This window comes from Nocardia sp. NPDC004340, assembly GCF_053602575.1.
Map to the genome: position 1 here is coordinate 223,053 of NZ_JBSGDW010000008.1, position 16,702 is coordinate 239,754.

General features: G+C 70.5%; 17 protein-coding genes. 10 read left to right on the forward strand and 7 right to left on the reverse strand.

The annotated features are described in order from the left end of the window. The first annotated feature begins 13 nt into the window (after positions 1-13). The 5 genes from argJ to ACWEOI_RS28190 are packed head-to-tail and all read left to right on the forward strand — an operon-like array spanning position 14 to position 4,770. Positions 14-1,216, forward strand: a complete 1,203-nt coding sequence (gene argJ / locus ACWEOI_RS28170) for a bifunctional glutamate N-acetyltransferase/amino-acid acetyltransferase ArgJ (protein WP_433673413.1) — start codon at positions 14-16, stop codon at positions 1,214-1,216. After that, entirely contained in the window at positions 1,213-2,112 is a 900-nt protein-coding gene (argB, locus tag ACWEOI_RS28175) for an acetylglutamate kinase (protein ID WP_357288456.1), read from the forward strand. Before argJ ends, argB begins: the two co-directional genes overlap by 4 nt. Further along, positions 2,109-3,302 (forward strand): acetylornithine transaminase, encoded by a 1,194-nt coding sequence (locus ACWEOI_RS28180; protein WP_379276844.1) that lies wholly within the window; start codon positions 2,109-2,111, stop codon positions 3,300-3,302. The genes argB and ACWEOI_RS28180 overlap by 4 nt, the downstream gene beginning before the upstream one ends. After that, entirely contained in the window at positions 3,299-4,243 is a 945-nt protein-coding gene (argF, locus tag ACWEOI_RS28185) for an ornithine carbamoyltransferase (protein WP_357097069.1), read from the forward strand. Before ACWEOI_RS28180 ends, argF begins: the two co-directional genes overlap by 4 nt. Further along, positions 4,240-4,770 (forward strand): arginine repressor, encoded by a 531-nt coding sequence (locus ACWEOI_RS28190; protein ID WP_357097067.1) that lies wholly within the window; start codon positions 4,240-4,242, stop codon positions 4,768-4,770. Before argF ends, ACWEOI_RS28190 begins: the two co-directional genes overlap by 4 nt. Before the next feature lie 8 nt (positions 4,771-4,778). Here the strand turns inward: ACWEOI_RS28190 and ACWEOI_RS28195 are convergent, their stop codons facing one another. After that, positions 4,779-5,564 (reverse strand): trans-aconitate 2-methyltransferase, encoded by a 786-nt coding sequence (locus ACWEOI_RS28195; protein WP_433666636.1) that lies wholly within the window; start codon positions 5,562-5,564, stop codon positions 4,779-4,781. A gap of 237 nt (positions 5,565-5,801) precedes the next feature. Here ACWEOI_RS28195 and ACWEOI_RS28200 point away from each other — a divergent pair, with 237 nt between their 5' ends. From ACWEOI_RS28200 to argH, 3 genes are read left to right on the forward strand one after another with little or no spacing between them, the layout of a single operon-like run. Further along, positions 5,802-7,004: an argininosuccinate synthase gene (locus ACWEOI_RS28200; protein ID WP_433666634.1), complete on the forward strand. Its 1,203-nt coding sequence runs from the start codon at positions 5,802-5,804 to the stop codon at positions 7,002-7,004. A 48-nt stretch (positions 7,005-7,052) separates the two neighbouring features. Further along, positions 7,053-7,979, forward strand: a complete 927-nt coding sequence (locus tag ACWEOI_RS28205; protein WP_433666632.1) for an SAM-dependent methyltransferase — start codon at positions 7,053-7,055, stop codon at positions 7,977-7,979. After that, the gene (argH, locus tag ACWEOI_RS28210; RefSeq protein WP_433666630.1) at positions 7,976-9,397 is read left to right on the forward strand and encodes an argininosuccinate lyase; all 1,422 of its coding nucleotides are present in this window, start codon (positions 7,976-7,978) and stop codon (positions 9,395-9,397) included. The genes ACWEOI_RS28205 and argH overlap by 4 nt, the downstream gene beginning before the upstream one ends. Positions 9,398-9,470: 73 nt before the next feature. Here the strand turns inward: argH and ACWEOI_RS28215 are convergent, their stop codons facing one another. The 5 genes from ACWEOI_RS28215 to ACWEOI_RS28235 form a co-directional block, all read right to left on the reverse strand. Next, complete coding sequence (locus ACWEOI_RS28215) at positions 9,471-9,704, reverse strand: hypothetical protein (RefSeq protein WP_452361525.1); 234 nt, start codon at positions 9,702-9,704, stop codon at positions 9,471-9,473. Positions 9,705-9,883: 179 nt separating this feature from the next. Next, positions 9,884-10,354, reverse strand: a complete 471-nt coding sequence (locus ACWEOI_RS28220; protein ID WP_452361526.1) for a peroxiredoxin family protein — start codon at positions 10,352-10,354, stop codon at positions 9,884-9,886. A gap of 79 nt (positions 10,355-10,433) precedes the next feature. Further along, on the reverse strand, positions 10,434-10,982 hold the full coding sequence (locus ACWEOI_RS28225) for an RNA polymerase sigma factor (protein WP_379278469.1): 549 nt from the start codon (positions 10,980-10,982) through the stop codon (positions 10,434-10,436). 101 nt (positions 10,983-11,083) lie between these two features. Further along, on the reverse strand, positions 11,084-11,542 hold the full coding sequence (locus tag ACWEOI_RS28230; RefSeq protein WP_452361527.1) for an iron chaperone: 459 nt from the start codon (positions 11,540-11,542) through the stop codon (positions 11,084-11,086). Between the two features lie 48 nt (positions 11,543-11,590). Continuing rightward, positions 11,591-11,938 carry a VOC family protein gene (locus tag ACWEOI_RS28235; protein ID WP_433666622.1) on the reverse strand — a complete coding sequence of 116 codons (348 nt, stop codon included), beginning with the start codon at positions 11,936-11,938 and terminating at the stop codon, positions 11,591-11,593. Positions 11,939-12,094: 156 nt separating this feature from the next. Here ACWEOI_RS28235 and ACWEOI_RS28240 point away from each other — a divergent pair, with 156 nt between their 5' ends. Continuing rightward, the gene (locus tag ACWEOI_RS28240; RefSeq protein ID WP_452361528.1) at positions 12,095-14,917 is read left to right on the forward strand and encodes an ATP-binding protein; all 2,823 of its coding nucleotides are present in this window, start codon (positions 12,095-12,097) and stop codon (positions 14,915-14,917) included. Positions 14,918-14,943: 26 nt separating this feature from the next. Next, positions 14,944-15,267: a DMT family transporter gene (locus ACWEOI_RS28245; protein WP_213554672.1), complete on the forward strand. Its 324-nt coding sequence runs from the start codon at positions 14,944-14,946 to the stop codon at positions 15,265-15,267. Between the two features lie 15 nt (positions 15,268-15,282). On the opposite strand, the gene ilvA is transcribed toward ACWEOI_RS28245, so the two are convergent. After that, positions 15,283-16,506 (reverse strand): threonine ammonia-lyase, encoded by a 1,224-nt coding sequence (gene ilvA / locus ACWEOI_RS28250; RefSeq protein ID WP_433666620.1) that lies wholly within the window; start codon positions 16,504-16,506, stop codon positions 15,283-15,285. Between the last annotated feature and the right edge of the window lie 196 nt (positions 16,507-16,702).

Genomic DNA, 16,702 nt, shown 5'->3' on the forward strand with positions numbered 1-16,702 from the left:
CGACAGCGAGGCTGTGGGGAACGGCAAGCTGGTGCGGTCGCAGGGCGTCACCGCGCCGCTGGGCTTCCGGGCGGCCGGCATCACGGCGGGCATCAAGAAGAGCGGCAAGCCCGACCTGGCGCTGGTGTTCAACGAGGGCCCCGATTACGCGGCCGCGGGCGTGTTCACCCGCAACAAGGTCAAGGCCGCACCGGTGCTGTGGTCGCAGCAGGTGCTGACCGGCGGGCATCTGCGCGCCGTCATCCTGAACTCCGGCGGCGCCAACGCCTGCACCGGCCCCGGCGGCTTCCAGGACACCCACACCACGGCCGAGGAACTCGCGAAGGCGTTGAGCAACTGGGGAACCGAGACCGGCGCCGGTGAGATCGCCGTCTGTTCCACCGGTCTGATCGGTGACCGGCTGCCCATGGACAAGCTGATCCCCGCCGTCACCGAGATCGTGCACGAGATGGGCGGTGGCCTGTCCGGCGGCGCCGAGGCCGCGCGCGCCATCATGACCACCGACACGGTGCCGAAGGAGACCGCCTTCCACCACCAGGACAAGTGGAACGTCGGCGGTATGGCCAAGGGCGCGGGCATGCTCGCGCCGTCGCTGGCCACCATGCTGGTGGTGCTCACCACCGACGCGGCCGCCACCCCGGACCAGCTGGACGAGGCGCTGCGCAACGCCACCCGCTACACCTTCGACCGCCTCGACGTGGACGGTTCCTGCTCCACCAATGACACCGTGCTGCTGCTGGCCAACGGCGCGTCGGGGGTCACCCCGAGCCAGGCCGACCTGAACGCGGCCGTGCTCGCGGTCTGCGACGACCTCGCCGAGCAGCTCATGTCCGACGCGGAGGGTGTCACCAAGCGCGTGCACATCACCGTCAAGGGCGCGATCAGCGAGGACGAGGCGCTGATCGGCGCGCGGGCCCTGGCTCGCGACAGCCTGGTCAAGACCGCCTTCTTCGGCTCCGACCCGAACTGGGGCCGGGTGCTGGCCTCGATCGGCATCGCGCCCATCGAACTGGATCCGAACCGGGTCTCGGTGTCGTTCAACGGATCCCCGGTGTGCATCGACGGCGCGGGCGCGCCCGGCGCGCGCGAGGTGGACCTGTCCGGCCCCGACATCCAGGTGCTGGTGGAACTGAACCTCGGCGACGGCGAGGCCACCGTCCGCACCACCGACCTGTCGCACGGATACGTCGAAGAGAACTCGGCCTACAGCTCATGAGCGATGTGGTGAAACAGCTTTCGGCCCTCGACAAGGCGCACGTCCTCGCCGACGCGCTGCCGTGGCTGCAGAAGTTCCGCGACAAGATCGTCGTCGTGAAGTACGGCGGCAACGCCATGATCGACGACGACCTCAAGCGCGCCTTCGCCGCCGACATGGCGTTCCTGCGCACGGTCGGCGTGCACCCGGTGGTGGTGCACGGCGGCGGGCCGCAGATCAGCGCCATGCTGAAGAAGCTCGGCATGACCGGCGAATTCCGCGGCGGCTTCCGGGTCACCACCCCCGAGGTCATGGACGTGGTCCGGATGGTGCTGTTCGGGCAGGTGGGCCGGGAACTGGTGGGGCTCATCAACGCCCACGGCCCGTACGCGGTCGGCATCTCGGGTGAGGACGCGCACCTGTTCACTGCCACCCGCCGCACCGTGCAGGTCGACGGCGAGGCCACCGATATCGGGCTGGTCGGCGACGTCACCTCCGTGGAACCCTCGGCCGTGCTGGATCTGATCGCGGCGGGCCGGATTCCGGTGGTGTCCACCATCGCCCCCGACGCGGACGGCGTGGTGCACAACATCAACGCCGACACCGCCGCGGCCGCGCTCGCCGAGGGCATCGGCGCGGAGAAGCTCGTCATCCTCACCGATGTCGAGGGCCTGTACACGAATTGGCCCGACCGGTCCTCGCTGACCAGCCGCATCGACACCGACGAGTTGGCCAAGTTGCTGCCGTCGCTGGACGAGGGCATGGTCCCGAAGATGGAAGCCTGCCTGCGCGCCGTCGAGGGCGGCGTCCCGACCGCGCACGTGATCGACGGGCGCGTCGCGCACTCGGTCCTGCTGGAACTGTTCACCGGGGAGGGCATCGGCACGATGGTCACCCCCGCACAGGAGATCTCATGAGTACAGCCGACATTCAGCAGCGGTGGCAGACCGCCCTGATGAACAACTACGGCACCCCGAAGGTCGCGCTGGTGCGCGGCGCGGGCGCGGTGGTCTACGACGCCGACGGCAAGCGCTACCTCGATTTCCTGGGCGGCATCGCGGTCAACAGCCTCGGCCACGCGCACCCGGCCATCCTGTCGGCCGTCACCCAGCAACTGGGCACCCTCGGCCACGTGTCGAATCTCTATGCGTCCGAACCGGTCATCGAGCTCGCCGAGCGGCTGCTCGCGCACTTCGGCGACGGTCACGGCAAGGCGTTCTTCTGCAACTCCGGCACCGAGGCCAACGAGGCCGCGTTCAAGATGGCGCGGCTGACCGGGCGCACCAAGATCGTCGCCTGCGAGGAGGCGTTCCACGGCCGCACCATGGGCGCGCTCGCGCTCACCGGCCAGCCGTCCAAGCGGGAACCGTTCGAGCCCATGCCCGCCGGCGTCGTGCACGTGCCCTACGGTGACGCGCTCGCGCTGGCCGCCGCCGTCGACAAGGACACCGCCGCAGTGTTCCTCGAACCCATCATGGGCGAGAGCGGCGTCGTGGTGCCCCCGGCCGACTACCTGGCCAAGGCCCGCGCCATCACCAAGGACCAAGGCGCGCTGCTGATCCTGGACGAGGTGCAGACCGGCATCGGCCGCACCGGCGCGTTCTACGCCCACCAGGCCGCGGGCATCGTCCCCGACGTCATCACCCTGGCCAAGGGACTCGGCGGCGGCCTGCCCATCGGCGCGGTGCTGGCCCAGGGCCCGGCCGCGGATCTGCTGCAGCCGGGCATGCACGGCACCACCTTCGGCGGCAACCCGGTGTGCGCGGCGGCCGCTCTCGCCGTGTTGCGGACCATCGACGAAGAGGGTTTGCTCTCGCACGTGGAGAAGGTCGGCAAGATCCTCGTCGACGGCATCGAGCACCTCGGGCACCCGCTGGTGGATCACGTGCGCGGCGCGGGCCTGCTCATCGGCATCCAGCTGACCGACGACGTCTCCGCCGAGGTCGATCTCGCCGCCCGCGAGGCCGGATATCTGCTGAATCCCGCCAAGCCCAACGTGATCCGGCTCGCTCCGCCCCTGGTGCTCACCGAGACCCAGGCCGAGAACTTCCTGTCCGACCTGCCCGGCATCCTCGATGCCGCCCAGGCCCAGAAGGAGTCCAAGTGACCATCCGGCATTTCCTGCGCGACGACGACGTCACCCCCGCCGAACAGGCCGAGATCCTCGCCCTGGCCGCGGAATTGAAGGCCGCGCCGCTGGCCCGCAAGCCCCTGGAAGGCCCGCGCGGCGTCGCGGTGATGTTCGAGAAGAACTCGACCCGCACCCGCTTCTCCTTCGAGATGGGCATCGCCCAGCTCGGCGGTCACGCCGTGGTGGTGGACGGCCGCGACACCCAGCTGGGCCGCGAGGAGACCCTCGCCGACACCGGCCGCGTGCTCTCCCGCTACGTCGACGCCATCGTGTGGCGCACCTTCGAACAGGCCCGTCTGGACGAGATGGCCGGCGCCGCAACTGTTCCGGTCGTCAACGCGCTGTCCAACGAGTTCCACCCGTGCCAGGTGCTGGCCGACCTGCAGACCCTGCGCGAGCGTAAGGGCGACGACCTGACCGGCCGCAACCTCACCTTCCTGGGTGACGGCGCGAACAATATGGCGCACTCGCTCATGCTGGGCGGCGTCACCGCGGGCATGAACGTCACCATCGCCGCCCCCGAGGGTTTCGAGCCCTTCGGCTGGATCGTGGACGCCGCCCAGAAGCGGGCCGCCGAGACCGGCGCGACCATCACCCTCACCCACGACCCGCTCGCCGCCGTCGAGGGCGCCGACGCCCTGGTCACCGACACCTGGACCTCCATGGGCCAGGAGAACGACGGCCGCGACCGCGTCGCCCCGTTCCGCCCGTTCCAGGTCAACGCCGAGCTGCTGGCCCGCGCGGCCGCGGATGTGACGGTGCTGCACTGTCTTCCGGCCCACCGCGGCGAGGAAATCACCGACGAGGTCCTCGACGGCCCGCACAGCGCGGTCTGGGACGAGGCCGAGAACCGCCTGCACGCCCAGAAGGCCCTGCTGGTCTGGCTGCTGGAACGATTCGCGCGAGGCGACAGGTGAGCAGCGGCGAACGACGCACGGCCGCACCGGCTTCGGGTAAGTCCGGTGCGGCCATCGCACGCACGCGCGCGGGCCGGCAAGCCCGCATCGTCGCCATCCTCGCTCAGCACGAGGTCCGCAGCCAGTCCGAACTGGCGGCGCTGCTCTCCGGCGAGGGCATCGACACCACCCAGGCCACCCTCTCCCGCGACCTCGACGAACTGGGCGCGGTGAAGCTCCGCGCCGCCGACGGCGGCGCGGGCGTCTACGTGGTCCCCGAGGACGGCAGCCCCGTCCGCGGCGTCACCGGCGGTACCGAACGCCTCTCGAAACTCCTCGGCGACCTGCTGGTCTCCACGGACGCCAGCGGCAATATCGCGGTCCTGCGCACCCCGCCGGGCGCGGCCCACTTCCTGGCGAGTGCGCTGGATCGGGCCGCCCTTCCGGAGGTCGTCGGCACCATCGCCGGCGACGACACCATCGCCGTCATCGCCCGCGAACCCATGACCGGCGCCGAACTCGCCGCCAAGATCGAACAGCTGGCCTGAGCGGTCACTCAGCCTTCGTGCGCGACCGCGGAGACCTTGTGCGCCACCGCGAAGACGCGGCGGAACGGCAGCCATGTCGTGCCGTCGGGGTTGCGCGGGTAGGCGTCGCGCAGGATCGGGGCGAGGTCGGCGCGGAAGTCCTGCCATTCGCGGTCGTCGAGGGTGTCGCGGACCGGGCGCAGGGCGGTGCCCGTAATCCAGTGCAGGACCGGGTCTTCGCCGGTCAGGGGCTGGAGGTAGGTGGTTTCCCAGGCGTCGACCGCGCAGCCGGCGGCGGCCAGGACGGACGCGTATCCGGCGGCGTCGGGGACGGCGTGGCGGTCGAGAATGCCTGCGGCCGACAGCCGCTCGCGCCAGCGTGGTGAGGATGCGACGTCGCGGATCGCGACATGCGAAGGGGCGTCGAAGTTTCCGGGCACCTGGAGGGCCAGCCACGCGCCGCCGGGGAGCGCGTCGATCCATTTCGGCAGCAGGGCAAGGTGGTCCGGGACCCATTGCAGGACCGCGTTGGTGACCACCACGTCGGTGTCGGGGGCGGGGTGCCAGTCGCGGACGTCGGCGACGGTGGCGTCGATGCCGTGTTCGCGTGCGGCGGCGACCATTTCGGGGGAGGAGTCGAACGCTTCGATGGTGGCGTCGGGCCAGCGCTCGGGGAGGGCGGCGGTGAGATTGCCGGGGCCGCAGCCCACGTCGGCCACGCGGCGGGGGCGGTCGGCTCGGACGCGGTTGACCAGATCGAAGAACGGGCGTGCGCGCAGGTCGTCGAAGGCGAGGTAGGTGGCCGGGTCCCACATGGGTTCCTCCGCATCGTCGAATTTACCAAACCGTACGTACGTACTGTATTCCTGTTCGGGGGTCGGTGCAAGACTCCTGGCCGCGATAGGCGCAGGCGGGGACCCCGGTTATGAATGGGATTGCATCGTCATGCATAATCATTTGCAGGACGACGGAGCGCACCAGGGGACCGGGTAGGGACCGCGGGCAGCGCACCGGCCGAGGGCCTAAACGGACTAATGAGGAGCACACGGACTATGACCAAGCGCGTCGTACTCGCCTACTCCGGCGGACTGGACACATCGGTCGCCATCAGCTGGATCGGTAAGGAGACCGGCGCCGAGGTCGTCGCCGTCGCCATCGATCTCGGCCAGGGCGGCGAGGACATGAACGACGTGCGCCAGCGCGCGCTGGACTGCGGCGCGGTCGAGTCCATCGTCGTGGACGCCCGCGACGAGTTCGCCAACGAGTACTGCCTGCCCACCGTGCAGGCCAACGCCCTCTACATGGGCCGCTACCCGCTGGTCTCGGCCATCTCCCGGCCGCTGATCGTCAAGCACCTGGTCGAGGCCGCCGAGTACCACGGCGCCGACACCGTCTCGCACGGCTGCACCGGCAAGGGTAACGACCAGGTCCGCTTCGAGGTCGGCATCGGCGCGCTCGCGCCCGACCTGAAGGTCATCGCCCCGGTCCGCGACTACGCCTGGACCCGTGAGAAGGCCATCGAGTTCGCCGGCGAGAACAAGCTGCCGATCAACGTGAGCAAGAAGTCGCCGTTCTCCATCGACCAGAACCTGTGGGGCCGCGCGGTCGAGACCGGCTTCCTCGAGGACCTGTGGAACGCCCCGACCAAGGACGTCTACGACTACACCGTCGACCCGACCGTCAACTTCGAGGCGCCCGACGAGCTCATCATCACCTTCGACAAGGGTGTCCCGGTCGCCATCGACGGCCGCCCGGTCACCATGCTCGAGGCCATCACCGAGCTGAACCAGCGCGCCGGCCGTCAGGGCGTGGGCCGTCTGGACATGGTCGAGGACCGGCTCGTCGGCATCAAGAGCCGTGAGATCTACGAGGCCCCCGGCGCCATCGCGCTGATCGCGGCCCACCAGGAGATGGAAGCCGTCACCGTCGAGCGCGAGCTGGGCCGCTACAAGCGCCAGGTCGAGCAGCGCTGGGGCGAGCTGGTGTACGACGGCCTGTGGTTCTCCCCGCTCAAGCGCGCCCTCGACGCGTTCGTGCAGGACACCCAGCAGCACGTCTCCGGTGAGATCCGCATGGTGCTGCACGGCGGCAGCGTGGTCGTCAACGGCCGTCGCTCCGACGAGTCGCTCTACGACTTCAACCTGGCCACCTACGACGAGGGCGACACCTTCGACCAGTCGCTGGCCAAGGGCTTCGTCCAGATCCACGGCCTGTCCTCCAAGGTCGCGGCCCGACGGGACCTCAACAGCAAGTAGTAGCGTCGATCCGGGCAGTGCACGCACCCGGCCGAAGGAGACGCGCCCATGCGAACCGATGACGACAGTTGGGACATCACGGAGAGTGTGGGCGCGACCGCCCTCGGCGTCGCCGCCCTGCGCGCCCACGAGAGCGGGCGCGAGGACGCGCTGTTCCAGGATCCGTACGCCGCGAAACTGGTGAGCGCCGTCGGCTCCGACGGCTGGAACAACCTCATGGCCGGGATGCGCGACCTCGGCGACAGTGAGCAGGGCGGCGAGGACACCGACCTGAGCAACTGGTCGATGGGCAGCGTCCTGATCGCCCGCACGATCTACTTCGACGAGTACTTCGCCGCCGTCCAGCGCGCCGGGATCCGGCAGATCGTGATCCTGGCCGCCGGGCTCGACGCCCGCGCCTACCGGCTCGAATGGCCCGAGGGCACCCGCATCTTCGAACTGGATCAGCCGAAGGTACTGGCGTTCAAGGCCCGAGCGCTGGCCGGCGACGAACCCGCCGCCGACCGCCGCGAAGTGGCGATCGACCTGCGGCAGGACTGGCCGAAAGCCCTGCTGGACAAGGGTTTCGAACCCGGCGAGCCGACCGCCTGGCTGGCGGAGGGGCTGCTGCGGTACCTGCCCGGCCACGCCCAGGACAAGCTGCTCGAGCAGGTGGCCGAACTCAGCGCGCCCGGCAGCCGGGTGGCGTTGAACCTCGGCACCGACAAGGACATGGCCGACCAGTTCCGGGAACGCCGCGCCAAGGTGATGGCCGACGCCGGGGTGAAGATCGACCTGGAAAACCTGTTCTACCCGTGGGAGGACCGCAAGGACCCCCGCACCTGGTTCGCCATGCACCAGTGGCTGGTGACCGAGGGCGACCCGGTCACGCTGCTCGAGGACCGCGGCCGTACCGTCCCGGAGACGGCCAAGGCCGGTATGGGCCACCACATTCTGATGACCGCACTCCGACCCCGAGGAGACGACACGCTATGAGCCAGGGCGGCAGCACCAATGAAGGCGCGCTGTGGGGTGGACGCTTCGCGTCCGGGCCCGCCGCGGCGATGGCGGCGCTGAGCAAGTCGACCCACTTCGACTGGGCGCTCGCGCCGTACGACATCCGCGCCTCCAAGGCGCACGCGCGCGTGCTGCACAAGGCCGGGCTGCTCTCGGCGCCGGATCTGGAGGGCATGCTGGCCGGGCTGGATCAGCTGGCTGCCGATGTGGCGTCGGGCGCGTTCGGGCCGCTGGAATCGGATGAAGACGTGCACGGCGCGCTCGAGCGCGGCCTGATCGACCGGGTCGGCACCGAGCTCGGCGGGCGGCTGCGCGCGGGCCGCTCCCGCAACGATCAGGTGGCCACGCTGTTCCGCATGTGGCTGCGGGACGCGGTGCGGCACATCGCCGCCGGCGTGCTGGACGTGGTCGACGCCATCGTCGCGCAGGCCGCCGCGCACCCGGACGCGGTCATGCCCGGCAAGACCCACCTGCAGGCCGCCCAGCCGGTGCTGCTGGCCCACCACCTGCTCGCGCACGCGCATCCGCTGCTGCGCGACATCGACCGGATCCGCGATTTCGACAAGCGGGCCGCGGTGTCGCCCTACGGTTCCGGCGCGCTGGCGGGCTCCTCGCTGGGCCTGGATCCGGAAGCCATCGCCGCCGAACTGAACTTCGACTCCTCGGCCGCGAACTCCATCGACGCCACCTCCTCGCGCGACTTCGCCGCCGAGGCCGCGTTCGTGCTGTCCATGATCGCCGTCGACCTCAGCCGCATGGCCGAAGAGGTGATCATCTGGAGCACACCGGAATTCGGTTACATCACGCTGGCCGATGCCTGGTCCACCGGCTCGTCGATCATGCCGCAGAAGAAGAACCCCGACGTCTCGGAGCTGACCCGGGGCAAGGCCGGTCGCCTCATCGGCAACCTGACCGGTCTGCTGGCCACGCTGAAGGCGCAGCCGCTGGCCTACAACCGTGACCTGCAGGAAGACAAGGAACCGGTCTTCGACTCGGTCGCCCAGCTCGAGCTGCTGCTGCCCGCCATCGCGGGCCTGGTCTCCACCCTGACCTTCCACACCGACCGCATGGCCGAGCTGGCCCCGGCGGGCTTCACCCTGGCCACCGACATCGCCGAATGGCTGGTCCGCCAAGGCGTTCCGTTCCGCGTCGCGCACGAGGCCGCGGGCGGCTGCGTCCGCGCCGCCGAGGCGCGCGGCGTCGGCCTGGACGAGCTGACCGACGCGGAGTTCGCGGCCGTCGACCCGGGGCTCACCCCCGCCGTGCGTGAGGTGCTGACGGTGCAGGGCTCCATCGCCTCCCGCAACGCGCGCGGCGGCACCGCCGGAACCCAGGTCGCCAAGCAGCTCGAAGAGGTGCGCGGCACGGCCGCCACCCAGCGCGCCTGGCTGGGCTGACCCACCCGGGCGACAGCTGATCGACGAAACGGCCCGTGGGGGTTCCTTTTCCGGAACCCCCACGGGCCGTTCGTCATCCGCGACGGTAATTCATGTGTTTCGCGGCGGGCACGGACGCGCGACCGGAGTCGTGCACCTTGCCGTCGCGATCGTGTTGTTTGCGTGCGCCCTTGCCGCGCCGTTCGGCCCGCGAGAGTTGACGCTCCGCGGGAGCCTCGACAGGGATCTCGGGCGACGCGGGAATTACAGGTGACGCGGGAATTGCAGGCGACGCAGCGTTTTCGGGCAGCGAGAAGTGCTCGGGCACAAGTCCTCCTAGAAATATGCGTGACCGACTAACCGGATCGGATGCCGGTCGGAATCGGGAAAGCCACGGGCGGTCGAGACGACAGACCGCCGGGCGTCAGACGCGAATCGCGCTCAGGAGAACAGGAACAGCCACATGCCGAGCACTCTAACCACAGGCCCGCATCCGCCGCATCCCATTTAATTCCGCGTGTCCCGCAGGGCGAGGACGGCGGCGGTGATGCCCTTCCGGTCGTAGCTGCTGACCGGCATGGTCGCGCCGTGGGCGTGGCGGACGGTGCCCCGGGCGTCGACGAGCACCGTGCCCGACTGCCGCATCGAACCGAACATCCGCCGGGTCAGGCCGACCGACTCGTGCGGGTCGCCGGTCGAACCGGTCAGGACGGCGAACGGTATGGCGTGCTTGGTCTTCCAGGCCAGAGCGGCGTCGCGATCCTCGGGCACGACGATCACGACCCGGATGTTCTCGTCGTCGAAGAAGTCGTGCCGCGCGATCAGGTCACGGACGTGCCGGTTGCAGATCGGGCACGAGGTCGAGCGCATGAAGTACAGCAGGGTGCCGCGTGCGTCGCGGCTGTCCGCCGGCCGCCAGGGCTGTCCGGCGGTATCGATCAGGTCCAGGTTCGGCGCGGGGTGTTCGGTGGTGAGCATGACGGAGCGTCCCTTCGCATGGGGTGGTACGAGATGGCCGGATGGCGTGCGATGACCGGTGGCGCGTTCGGCCCGGCGGTCAGCGGAGGTCGTCGAGACCCAGGCGGACCGCGGCGCGGGCGCGGTGCAGCTGCGATTTCATTGCCGCGGTGCTCAATCCGAGCGCGTCGGCGGTCGCGCGGCCGGGATAGCCCAGCACATCGCGCATGATCAGCACCCGGCGCTGCACCTCGGGCAGCGCCGTGATCGCCTCGGCCAGCTGGTCGGCGTCCAGCCGCCGCAGCACCTCGTCCTCGGCGGAGAGGACGACGTCGCCGGCCTCGATCCGCGGCGCGTGGTCCAGGACCCGGCGCGCCCGGCGCAGGCACTCGTTGCGGACGATGCGGAACATCCACGACGCCAGCGCGGTGGTCGCGCGCAGCGTGCCGATCTTGCGGTACAGGATGATCAGCGCTTCCTGCGTGGCGTCCTCGGCATCGGTGTCGGAGGCGCACAGGTGCTGCGCGAACCTGCGCACATGCGGATGCGCGCCGTACACGACGGCGGCGATCGCCTCGCGGTCACCGTTCTGGGCCGCCGTCACCAGTTGCTCACCGGCCCAGCCGCGTTCCACGTCCTGCTCTCTCACTGGGATTCGTACAGTCACCACCATAAGAGCGTCCCCGGCCGGAAGAGGATTCGAATCCGGCCGGGGAAAGTTCGCCCGTGGGTGTTTCGACGCTGCGAGGGCTAGCTCAGGGCCTGCCGCACGAGTTCGGTGACGCGAGCCTCGGTGGCGGAGTTCATGGTGGTCAGCGCATAGTTGACCGGCCACATCTCGCCGTCGTCCAGGTTGGCGGCATCGTTGAAGCCCAGGATGGCGTAGCGGTACTTGAACTTGGCGGCGGGCTGGAAGAAGAACACGATCTTGCCGTCGCGGGTGTAGGACGGCATGCCGTACCAGGTCTTCGCGCCGAGCTCGGGGGCGATGGACTTGACCAGGGCGTGCAGGCGTTCGGCGATCGCGCGGTCGGCGTCGTCCATCTCGGCGATCTTGGCCAGCACGTCCTGCTCGCCGTCGGCCTTGGCGGAGCGGGAGTTACGGCGGCGGGCAGCGGTCTTCAGTTCCTCGGCATGGGCTTTCATGGCGGCGCGCTCGTCGGCGCTGAAACCGACGGTGGTCTTCTCGGCGGGGTTCTCGGTGGCCATGTCTGGGTTCCTTCGCGGGAGTGGGGGAGACGCGGGAGTGGGGGAGGATCAGTTGTCCTGGATGAGGCCCAGGACATTGCCGTCGAGGTCGGTCACGGTCGCGACCAGGCGGCCACCACCGACCTCGCGGGCGGCCTGCTGCACCGTGGCGCCCGCGGCGGTGAGCGCCGCGACCTTGGCCTCGATGTCCGCGACGTGCCAGTAGGAGACGGGGGATTCCGGGCTCTGCGGGCTGCCCGCCGGGACCAGGCCGATGTGCTGGCCCTCGGTCTCGAAGCCCACGTAGTAGGGGGAGTCGGTCTGCGGCTCGAGGCCCAGCAGAGCGGCGTACACGGTCTTGGCGGCGGCCAGGTCGGCGACGGGGTGCAGCACGGTCTTGATGCCCTGGGTGGTCATTGTTTCTCCTGGTGAGAGGGTGTTCGTTCGGTGTGCTTCCAGCTTCGCCTCCGGGGCCCCTCGGTCACATCCGTGGCGACCACGGAATCCACCACGGAGAGCGACACCGAGCCCGCCCGTACCGCCGCGGCCCATCCCATACGGCAGACTGGGTTCATGGCTGTGACGTTGGAAATCTCCACCCGCGAAGCCGAGGTGCTGGCCCTGGTGGGCGAGCACCTCAGCAATGCCGAGATCGGTGCGCGACTGTTCATCTCGGTGCGCACGGTGGAGAGCCACGTCTCCTCGCTGCTGCGCAAACTCGACGTGCCCGACCGCCGGGCCCTGGCCCAGCACGCGGCCGCCACCCGCACCGCGAGCCCGCAGGCCGCGCCCGTGCTGCCGAAACCGTTGACCTCGTTCATCGGCCGTACCCGCGAACGCGCCGAACTCGCCGAACTGCTCCGGACCCAGCGTCAGGTGACCGCGGTCGGACCGGGTGGCGTCGGCAAGACCCGGCTGGCCCTCGCCGTCGCCGCCGAGCTGGCCGCCGATTTCGCCGACGGCGTGTGGTTCGTCGACCTGGTGCCGCTGGCCAGCCCCGACACCTGCGTGGTCGCGGGCACCGTCGCCATGGCCCTCGGCGTCGGCGAACAGCCCGGCCGCCCCTTCGACCGCGCCGTGCTGGCCGCGCTCGCCGACCGGAATGCACTGCTGGTCCTGGACAATTGCGAACACGTCCGCGACGGCGTGGCCCCCTTCATCGAAGAGCTGCTGGCCACCTGTCCCGGCATGCGCGTGCTGGCCACCAGCCGCGCCCGCCTGCTGGTGCCGTTCGAACACGCCTACACCGTGCCGCCCATGTCGCTTGCCGGAGAAGGTGATTCGGACGCCGTCGCCCTGTTCATGGACCGCGCGGCCGCCGGCGGCTGGCCGCCCAACCACGCGCTGCGCGACCAGGTGGCCGCGTTCTGCGGTCGCCTCGACGGCGTGGCCCTGGCCATCGAACTGGCCGCCGCCCGCTGGACCTCCCTCGGATTGGACGGCCTCACCGCGGGTTTGGACGACCAGCTGCGCATGCTGTCGGGCGGCGCCCGCGCCGACGACCGGCACCGGTCGGTTCGCGCCGCCCTGGACTGGAGCCACGCCCTGCTCGAACCCGAGGACCGCACCCTGCTGCGCCGGATCTCGGTGTTCATGGCCGCCTTCCCCGTCGAGGGGGCCGCCGCGGCCGCGAACCTCGACAAGGGCACGGTCGCGGCAGGATTGGCGCGGCTGGCCGAGCAGAGCCTGCTGGTCGTCACCGACACCCCGACCGGAACCCGGTTCCGCGCCCTCGAGACCATCCGCCAGTACGGCCTCGAACAGCTCGACGCCGCCGGTGAGATCGACGACGCCCGCGCCGCCCACCTGCGCTGGTGCGCGGCGGAGGCCACCGAGCTGGTTTCCGTTCGCGACGGCTGGCGGCCCCGATTCGATATCGCCGCGGACGATTTCCGCGCCGCCCTCGGCTGGGCCTTCGAACGCCCGGACCAGCGGGCCGACGCTTTCGCCCTGGCCCGTGGCTTCGGACACCTGCTCTTCGCCCGCCATCACACCGGCGAATCCCAATGGCGCCACGAACAAGCCGCCTATCTCGCCGATGACCCCGCTGTCGCCGCCGACCTGCTCCGACAGTCGGCGGCCGCGGCGGGCTGCGGCGGCAACGGCGACGACATGTACCGCCTGCACCGCTCCGCCGCCGAATTCGCCCAGCGCGCCGGTGATCCCGCCGCCGCGGCCATCGACCTGGCCACCGCGGCCTCGGATGCGTACCGCTTCTGGGGCAAGTTCGTGCAGCTCCCCACCCGGCAGGACGCGGCGGCGCTCATCACCGAGGCCCGGCAGCTGGCCGACACCGCCGCGGGCGGGGATGACGCCCGGGTGGCGGCGGCCCGGTCCGCCATCGCCTCGGCCGAGGCGACAGTCTTCGCCAATCCGTTCAACGCGCCGCAGGGCACCGCCGAAGTGACTGCCGCCGAAGCGATGTCGCAGGTCGAGCACGCCGTCGAACTGGCCCACGCCACCCGCGACCTGTTCGCCGAATCCGCCGCACTGGACGCCCTCGCCGCCGCCCAGAGCGCCGCCGGGGACGTCAGGGCCGCCGCCGCCACGGCCCGCAAGCGCATCCGGCTGCTGTCCACCACTCCCGACAACCCGGTGGGCACCCACGAACTGATGGACGCCCTCGGCCAGGCCGCCGAATTCGGCCTCGGCGCAGGCGATCTCGCCGGTGCCCGGCGCTGGGGCCGGCAACTGGCCGAACACCCCATGCTCGCCGAGGTCGGCCACACCGCCACCAGCCGCCTCCTGGTCGCCGAGGCCCTGGCCGGCAATGTCGACGACGTCCTCACCCACGGCGCCCGCTTCCTCGAGGCCTGGCACCGCGAGGACTGCCCCGCCCGCTCCGCCCTCGGCGCCGCCGTCGCCGGCGTCCGAATGATCCACGGCCTCCGCGACGACTTCGACGCCGAACGCGAATGGACCGGCGTCCTCCAGCAACTCGGCACCCCACCCGCCGACGCCGACGGCTACCAGGCCGTCTTCGACGCCCTCCTGATGCTCCACCACGGCCAGCCCGAAGACGCCCTCGAACGCACCGAACTCACCCCGGCCGAAGCGACCACCCGCGTCCCAGGCGCCTGGCTCCCCTGGTATCTCGCGCTGCACGCCGAGGCTGCGGTACTGGCCGGAAACGGCGATGCGTCAGAGGACTTCGACCAGGCACGCCTCACCGCCGCCGGAAACCCGGTCGCCGCGGCCATCATCGACCGGGCCGAGGCGCTGCTGACCAAGGATCGGGACCGATTGCTGTCCACCGCGGCCACTTTCGACGCCGCGGGGTGCGTCTATCAGGCGGCCCGGACCCGGGTGCTGGCCGGTGGCGCGGATGCCACCGACGGCACGGCGATGCTGACCACCCTGGGCGTTTCCCCGATGACCGCGCTGGTGCACCTGTAGCGGGTCAGCCTCGCTATTGTGCGGCTATGACCTTGTTGTTGCTGGCGTTGGCGATCGCGTGTGAGGTGACGGCGACGGTGTCGCTGAAGATCTCCGAGGGGTTCAGCAAGCTGGTGCCGTCGATCATCGTGGTGATCGGGTACGGGGCGGCGTTCTACTTCCTGTCGCAGGCGTTGAAGCGGGGGATGGCGATCGGGGTGGCGTACGGGATCTGGTCGGCGGTGGGGGTGGTGGCGGTGGCGACCATCGGGGCGTTGTTCCTGGACGAGCGGATCACGGCGGTGCAGATCGGGGGGATCGTGTTGGTGATCGCGGGGGTGCTGGCGCTGGAACTCGGTGGGGCGCACTGAGGTTCGGGGAGGGGCTCAGTCCTGGACTCGGACCTCGTAGCCCGCGTCGGCGAGGGTGGTGAGGACCTCGTCGCGGTGGGCGGGGCCGCGGGTTTCCAGGGTGAGGAGGACCTCGACCTCGTCGATGCCGAGCCAGGCGCCGGTGCGGGAGTGGGCGACGTCGAGGACGCTCGCGCCGGTGCGGCTCAGCTCGGACAGGAGGCGGGACAGGCTGCCGGGGCGGTCGGAGATGGTGATGCGGGCGGCCAGGTAGCGGCCGGCGGCGCTGAGGCCGTGGCCGATGACGCGGGTCAGCAGCAGGGGGTCGATATTGCCGCCGGAGAGGATGGCGCAGACCGGGCCGTCGAGGGCGAGTTCCGCTGCGGTGTAGGCCATCAGGGCGGCGACACCGGCCGCGCCCGCGGGCTCGACGATCAGCTTGGCCCGTTCCATGCACAGCAGCAGCGCCCTGGACAGGGCGTCCTCGTCGACGGTGACGATGGTGGGCGCGGAGTCGAGGACGTGCTCGAACGGGACCTCGCCGGGCAGGCCCACCGCGATGCCATCGGCCATGGTGGACATCTGTTCCAAGGCAATCGGTTTCCCCGCGGCCAGGGAGGCGGGCCAGGCGGCCGCCTCGGCGGCCTGGACCCCGATCACCCGGACCTGCGGGCGCAGCCGTTGCAGGGCCGCCGCGACGCCCGCGAGCAGGCCGCCACCACCCGTGGGGACCAGCACGGTGCCGACATCCGGAAGCTGCTCGAGGATTTCGAGCCCCACCGTCGCCTGCCCGGCCACGATGTCGAGATGATCGAACGGGTGCACCAGCGTCGCCCCGGTGCGATCGGCGAATTCCTTTGCCGCGAACAGGCATTGATCGACGGTGTCGCCCACCTGGTACACGGTCGCGCCGTAGGCCCGGGTGGCCACCAGCTTCGGCAGGGCCGCGCCGACCGGCATGAACACCGTGGAGTCCAGACCCAGCGAGGTCGCCGCCCAAGCCACCCCCTGCGCGTGATTGCCCGCGCTGGCCGCCACCACGCCGCGCTCCCGCTCGGCGGGCGACAGATTCGCGATCCGGTTGTAGGCGCCGCGCGGCTTGAACGATCCGGTGCGCTGCAGGTTCTCGCACTTCAGCCACACCGGGTGCCCGACCCGCTCCGCCAGCACCCGCGAACCGACCACGGGCGTCCGGCGGATCACCGGTTCGAGCAGAGTCGCCGCCGCCTCGATTCGCGCCATGAGCTCCATGCGCGCCATGTTGCCAGGAATTCACCTCACCCGCGGGGTGGCGCGGCGCGGCGGATAATGGCGAATCCCGCACGCAGCGCCCGAGAAATGTGAAGCACGTGTGAACGGGCTGGTCGGAAAAGATATACGGATCACGCAATGGCCCGGAAACCGAAAAGCAATCCATGGGGAACGGCTGATTCCTACCTTGAGCACACTCATCGGC

Bases quoted from the DNA above. Each gene is read 5' to 3' on its own strand.
- argB (WP_357288456.1), top strand. From the start codon at position 1,213: ATGAGCGATGTGGTGAAACAGCTTTCGGCCCTCGACAAGGCGCACGTC.
- ACWEOI_RS28180 (WP_379276844.1), top strand. From the start codon at position 2,109: ATGAGTACAGCCGACATTCAGCAGCGGTGGCAGACCGCCCTGATGAAC.
- ACWEOI_RS28195 (WP_433666636.1), bottom strand. From the start codon at position 5,564: ATGTGGGACCCGGCCACCTACCTCGCCTTCGACGACCTGCGCGCACGC.
- ACWEOI_RS28200 (WP_433666634.1), top strand. From the start codon at position 5,802: ATGACCAAGCGCGTCGTACTCGCCTACTCCGGCGGACTGGACACATCG.
- ACWEOI_RS28205 (WP_433666632.1), top strand. From the start codon at position 7,053: ATGCGAACCGATGACGACAGTTGGGACATCACGGAGAGTGTGGGCGCG.
- argH (WP_433666630.1), top strand. From the start codon at position 7,976: ATGAGCCAGGGCGGCAGCACCAATGAAGGCGCGCTGTGGGGTGGACGC.
- ACWEOI_RS28220 (WP_452361526.1), bottom strand. From the start codon at position 10,354: ATGCTCACCACCGAACACCCCGCGCCGAACCTGGACCTGATCGATACC.
- ACWEOI_RS28230 (WP_452361527.1), bottom strand. From the start codon at position 11,542: ATGGCCACCGAGAACCCCGCCGAGAAGACCACCGTCGGTTTCAGCGCC.
- ACWEOI_RS28235 (WP_433666622.1), bottom strand. From the start codon at position 11,938: ATGACCACCCAGGGCATCAAGACCGTGCTGCACCCCGTCGCCGACCTG.
- ACWEOI_RS28240 (WP_452361528.1), top strand. From the start codon at position 12,095: ATGGCTGTGACGTTGGAAATCTCCACCCGCGAAGCCGAGGTGCTGGCC.
- ACWEOI_RS28245 (WP_213554672.1), top strand. From the start codon at position 14,944: ATGACCTTGTTGTTGCTGGCGTTGGCGATCGCGTGTGAGGTGACGGCG.
- ilvA (WP_433666620.1), bottom strand. From the start codon at position 16,506: ATGGCGCGCATGGAGCTCATGGCGCGAATCGAGGCGGCGGCGACTCTG.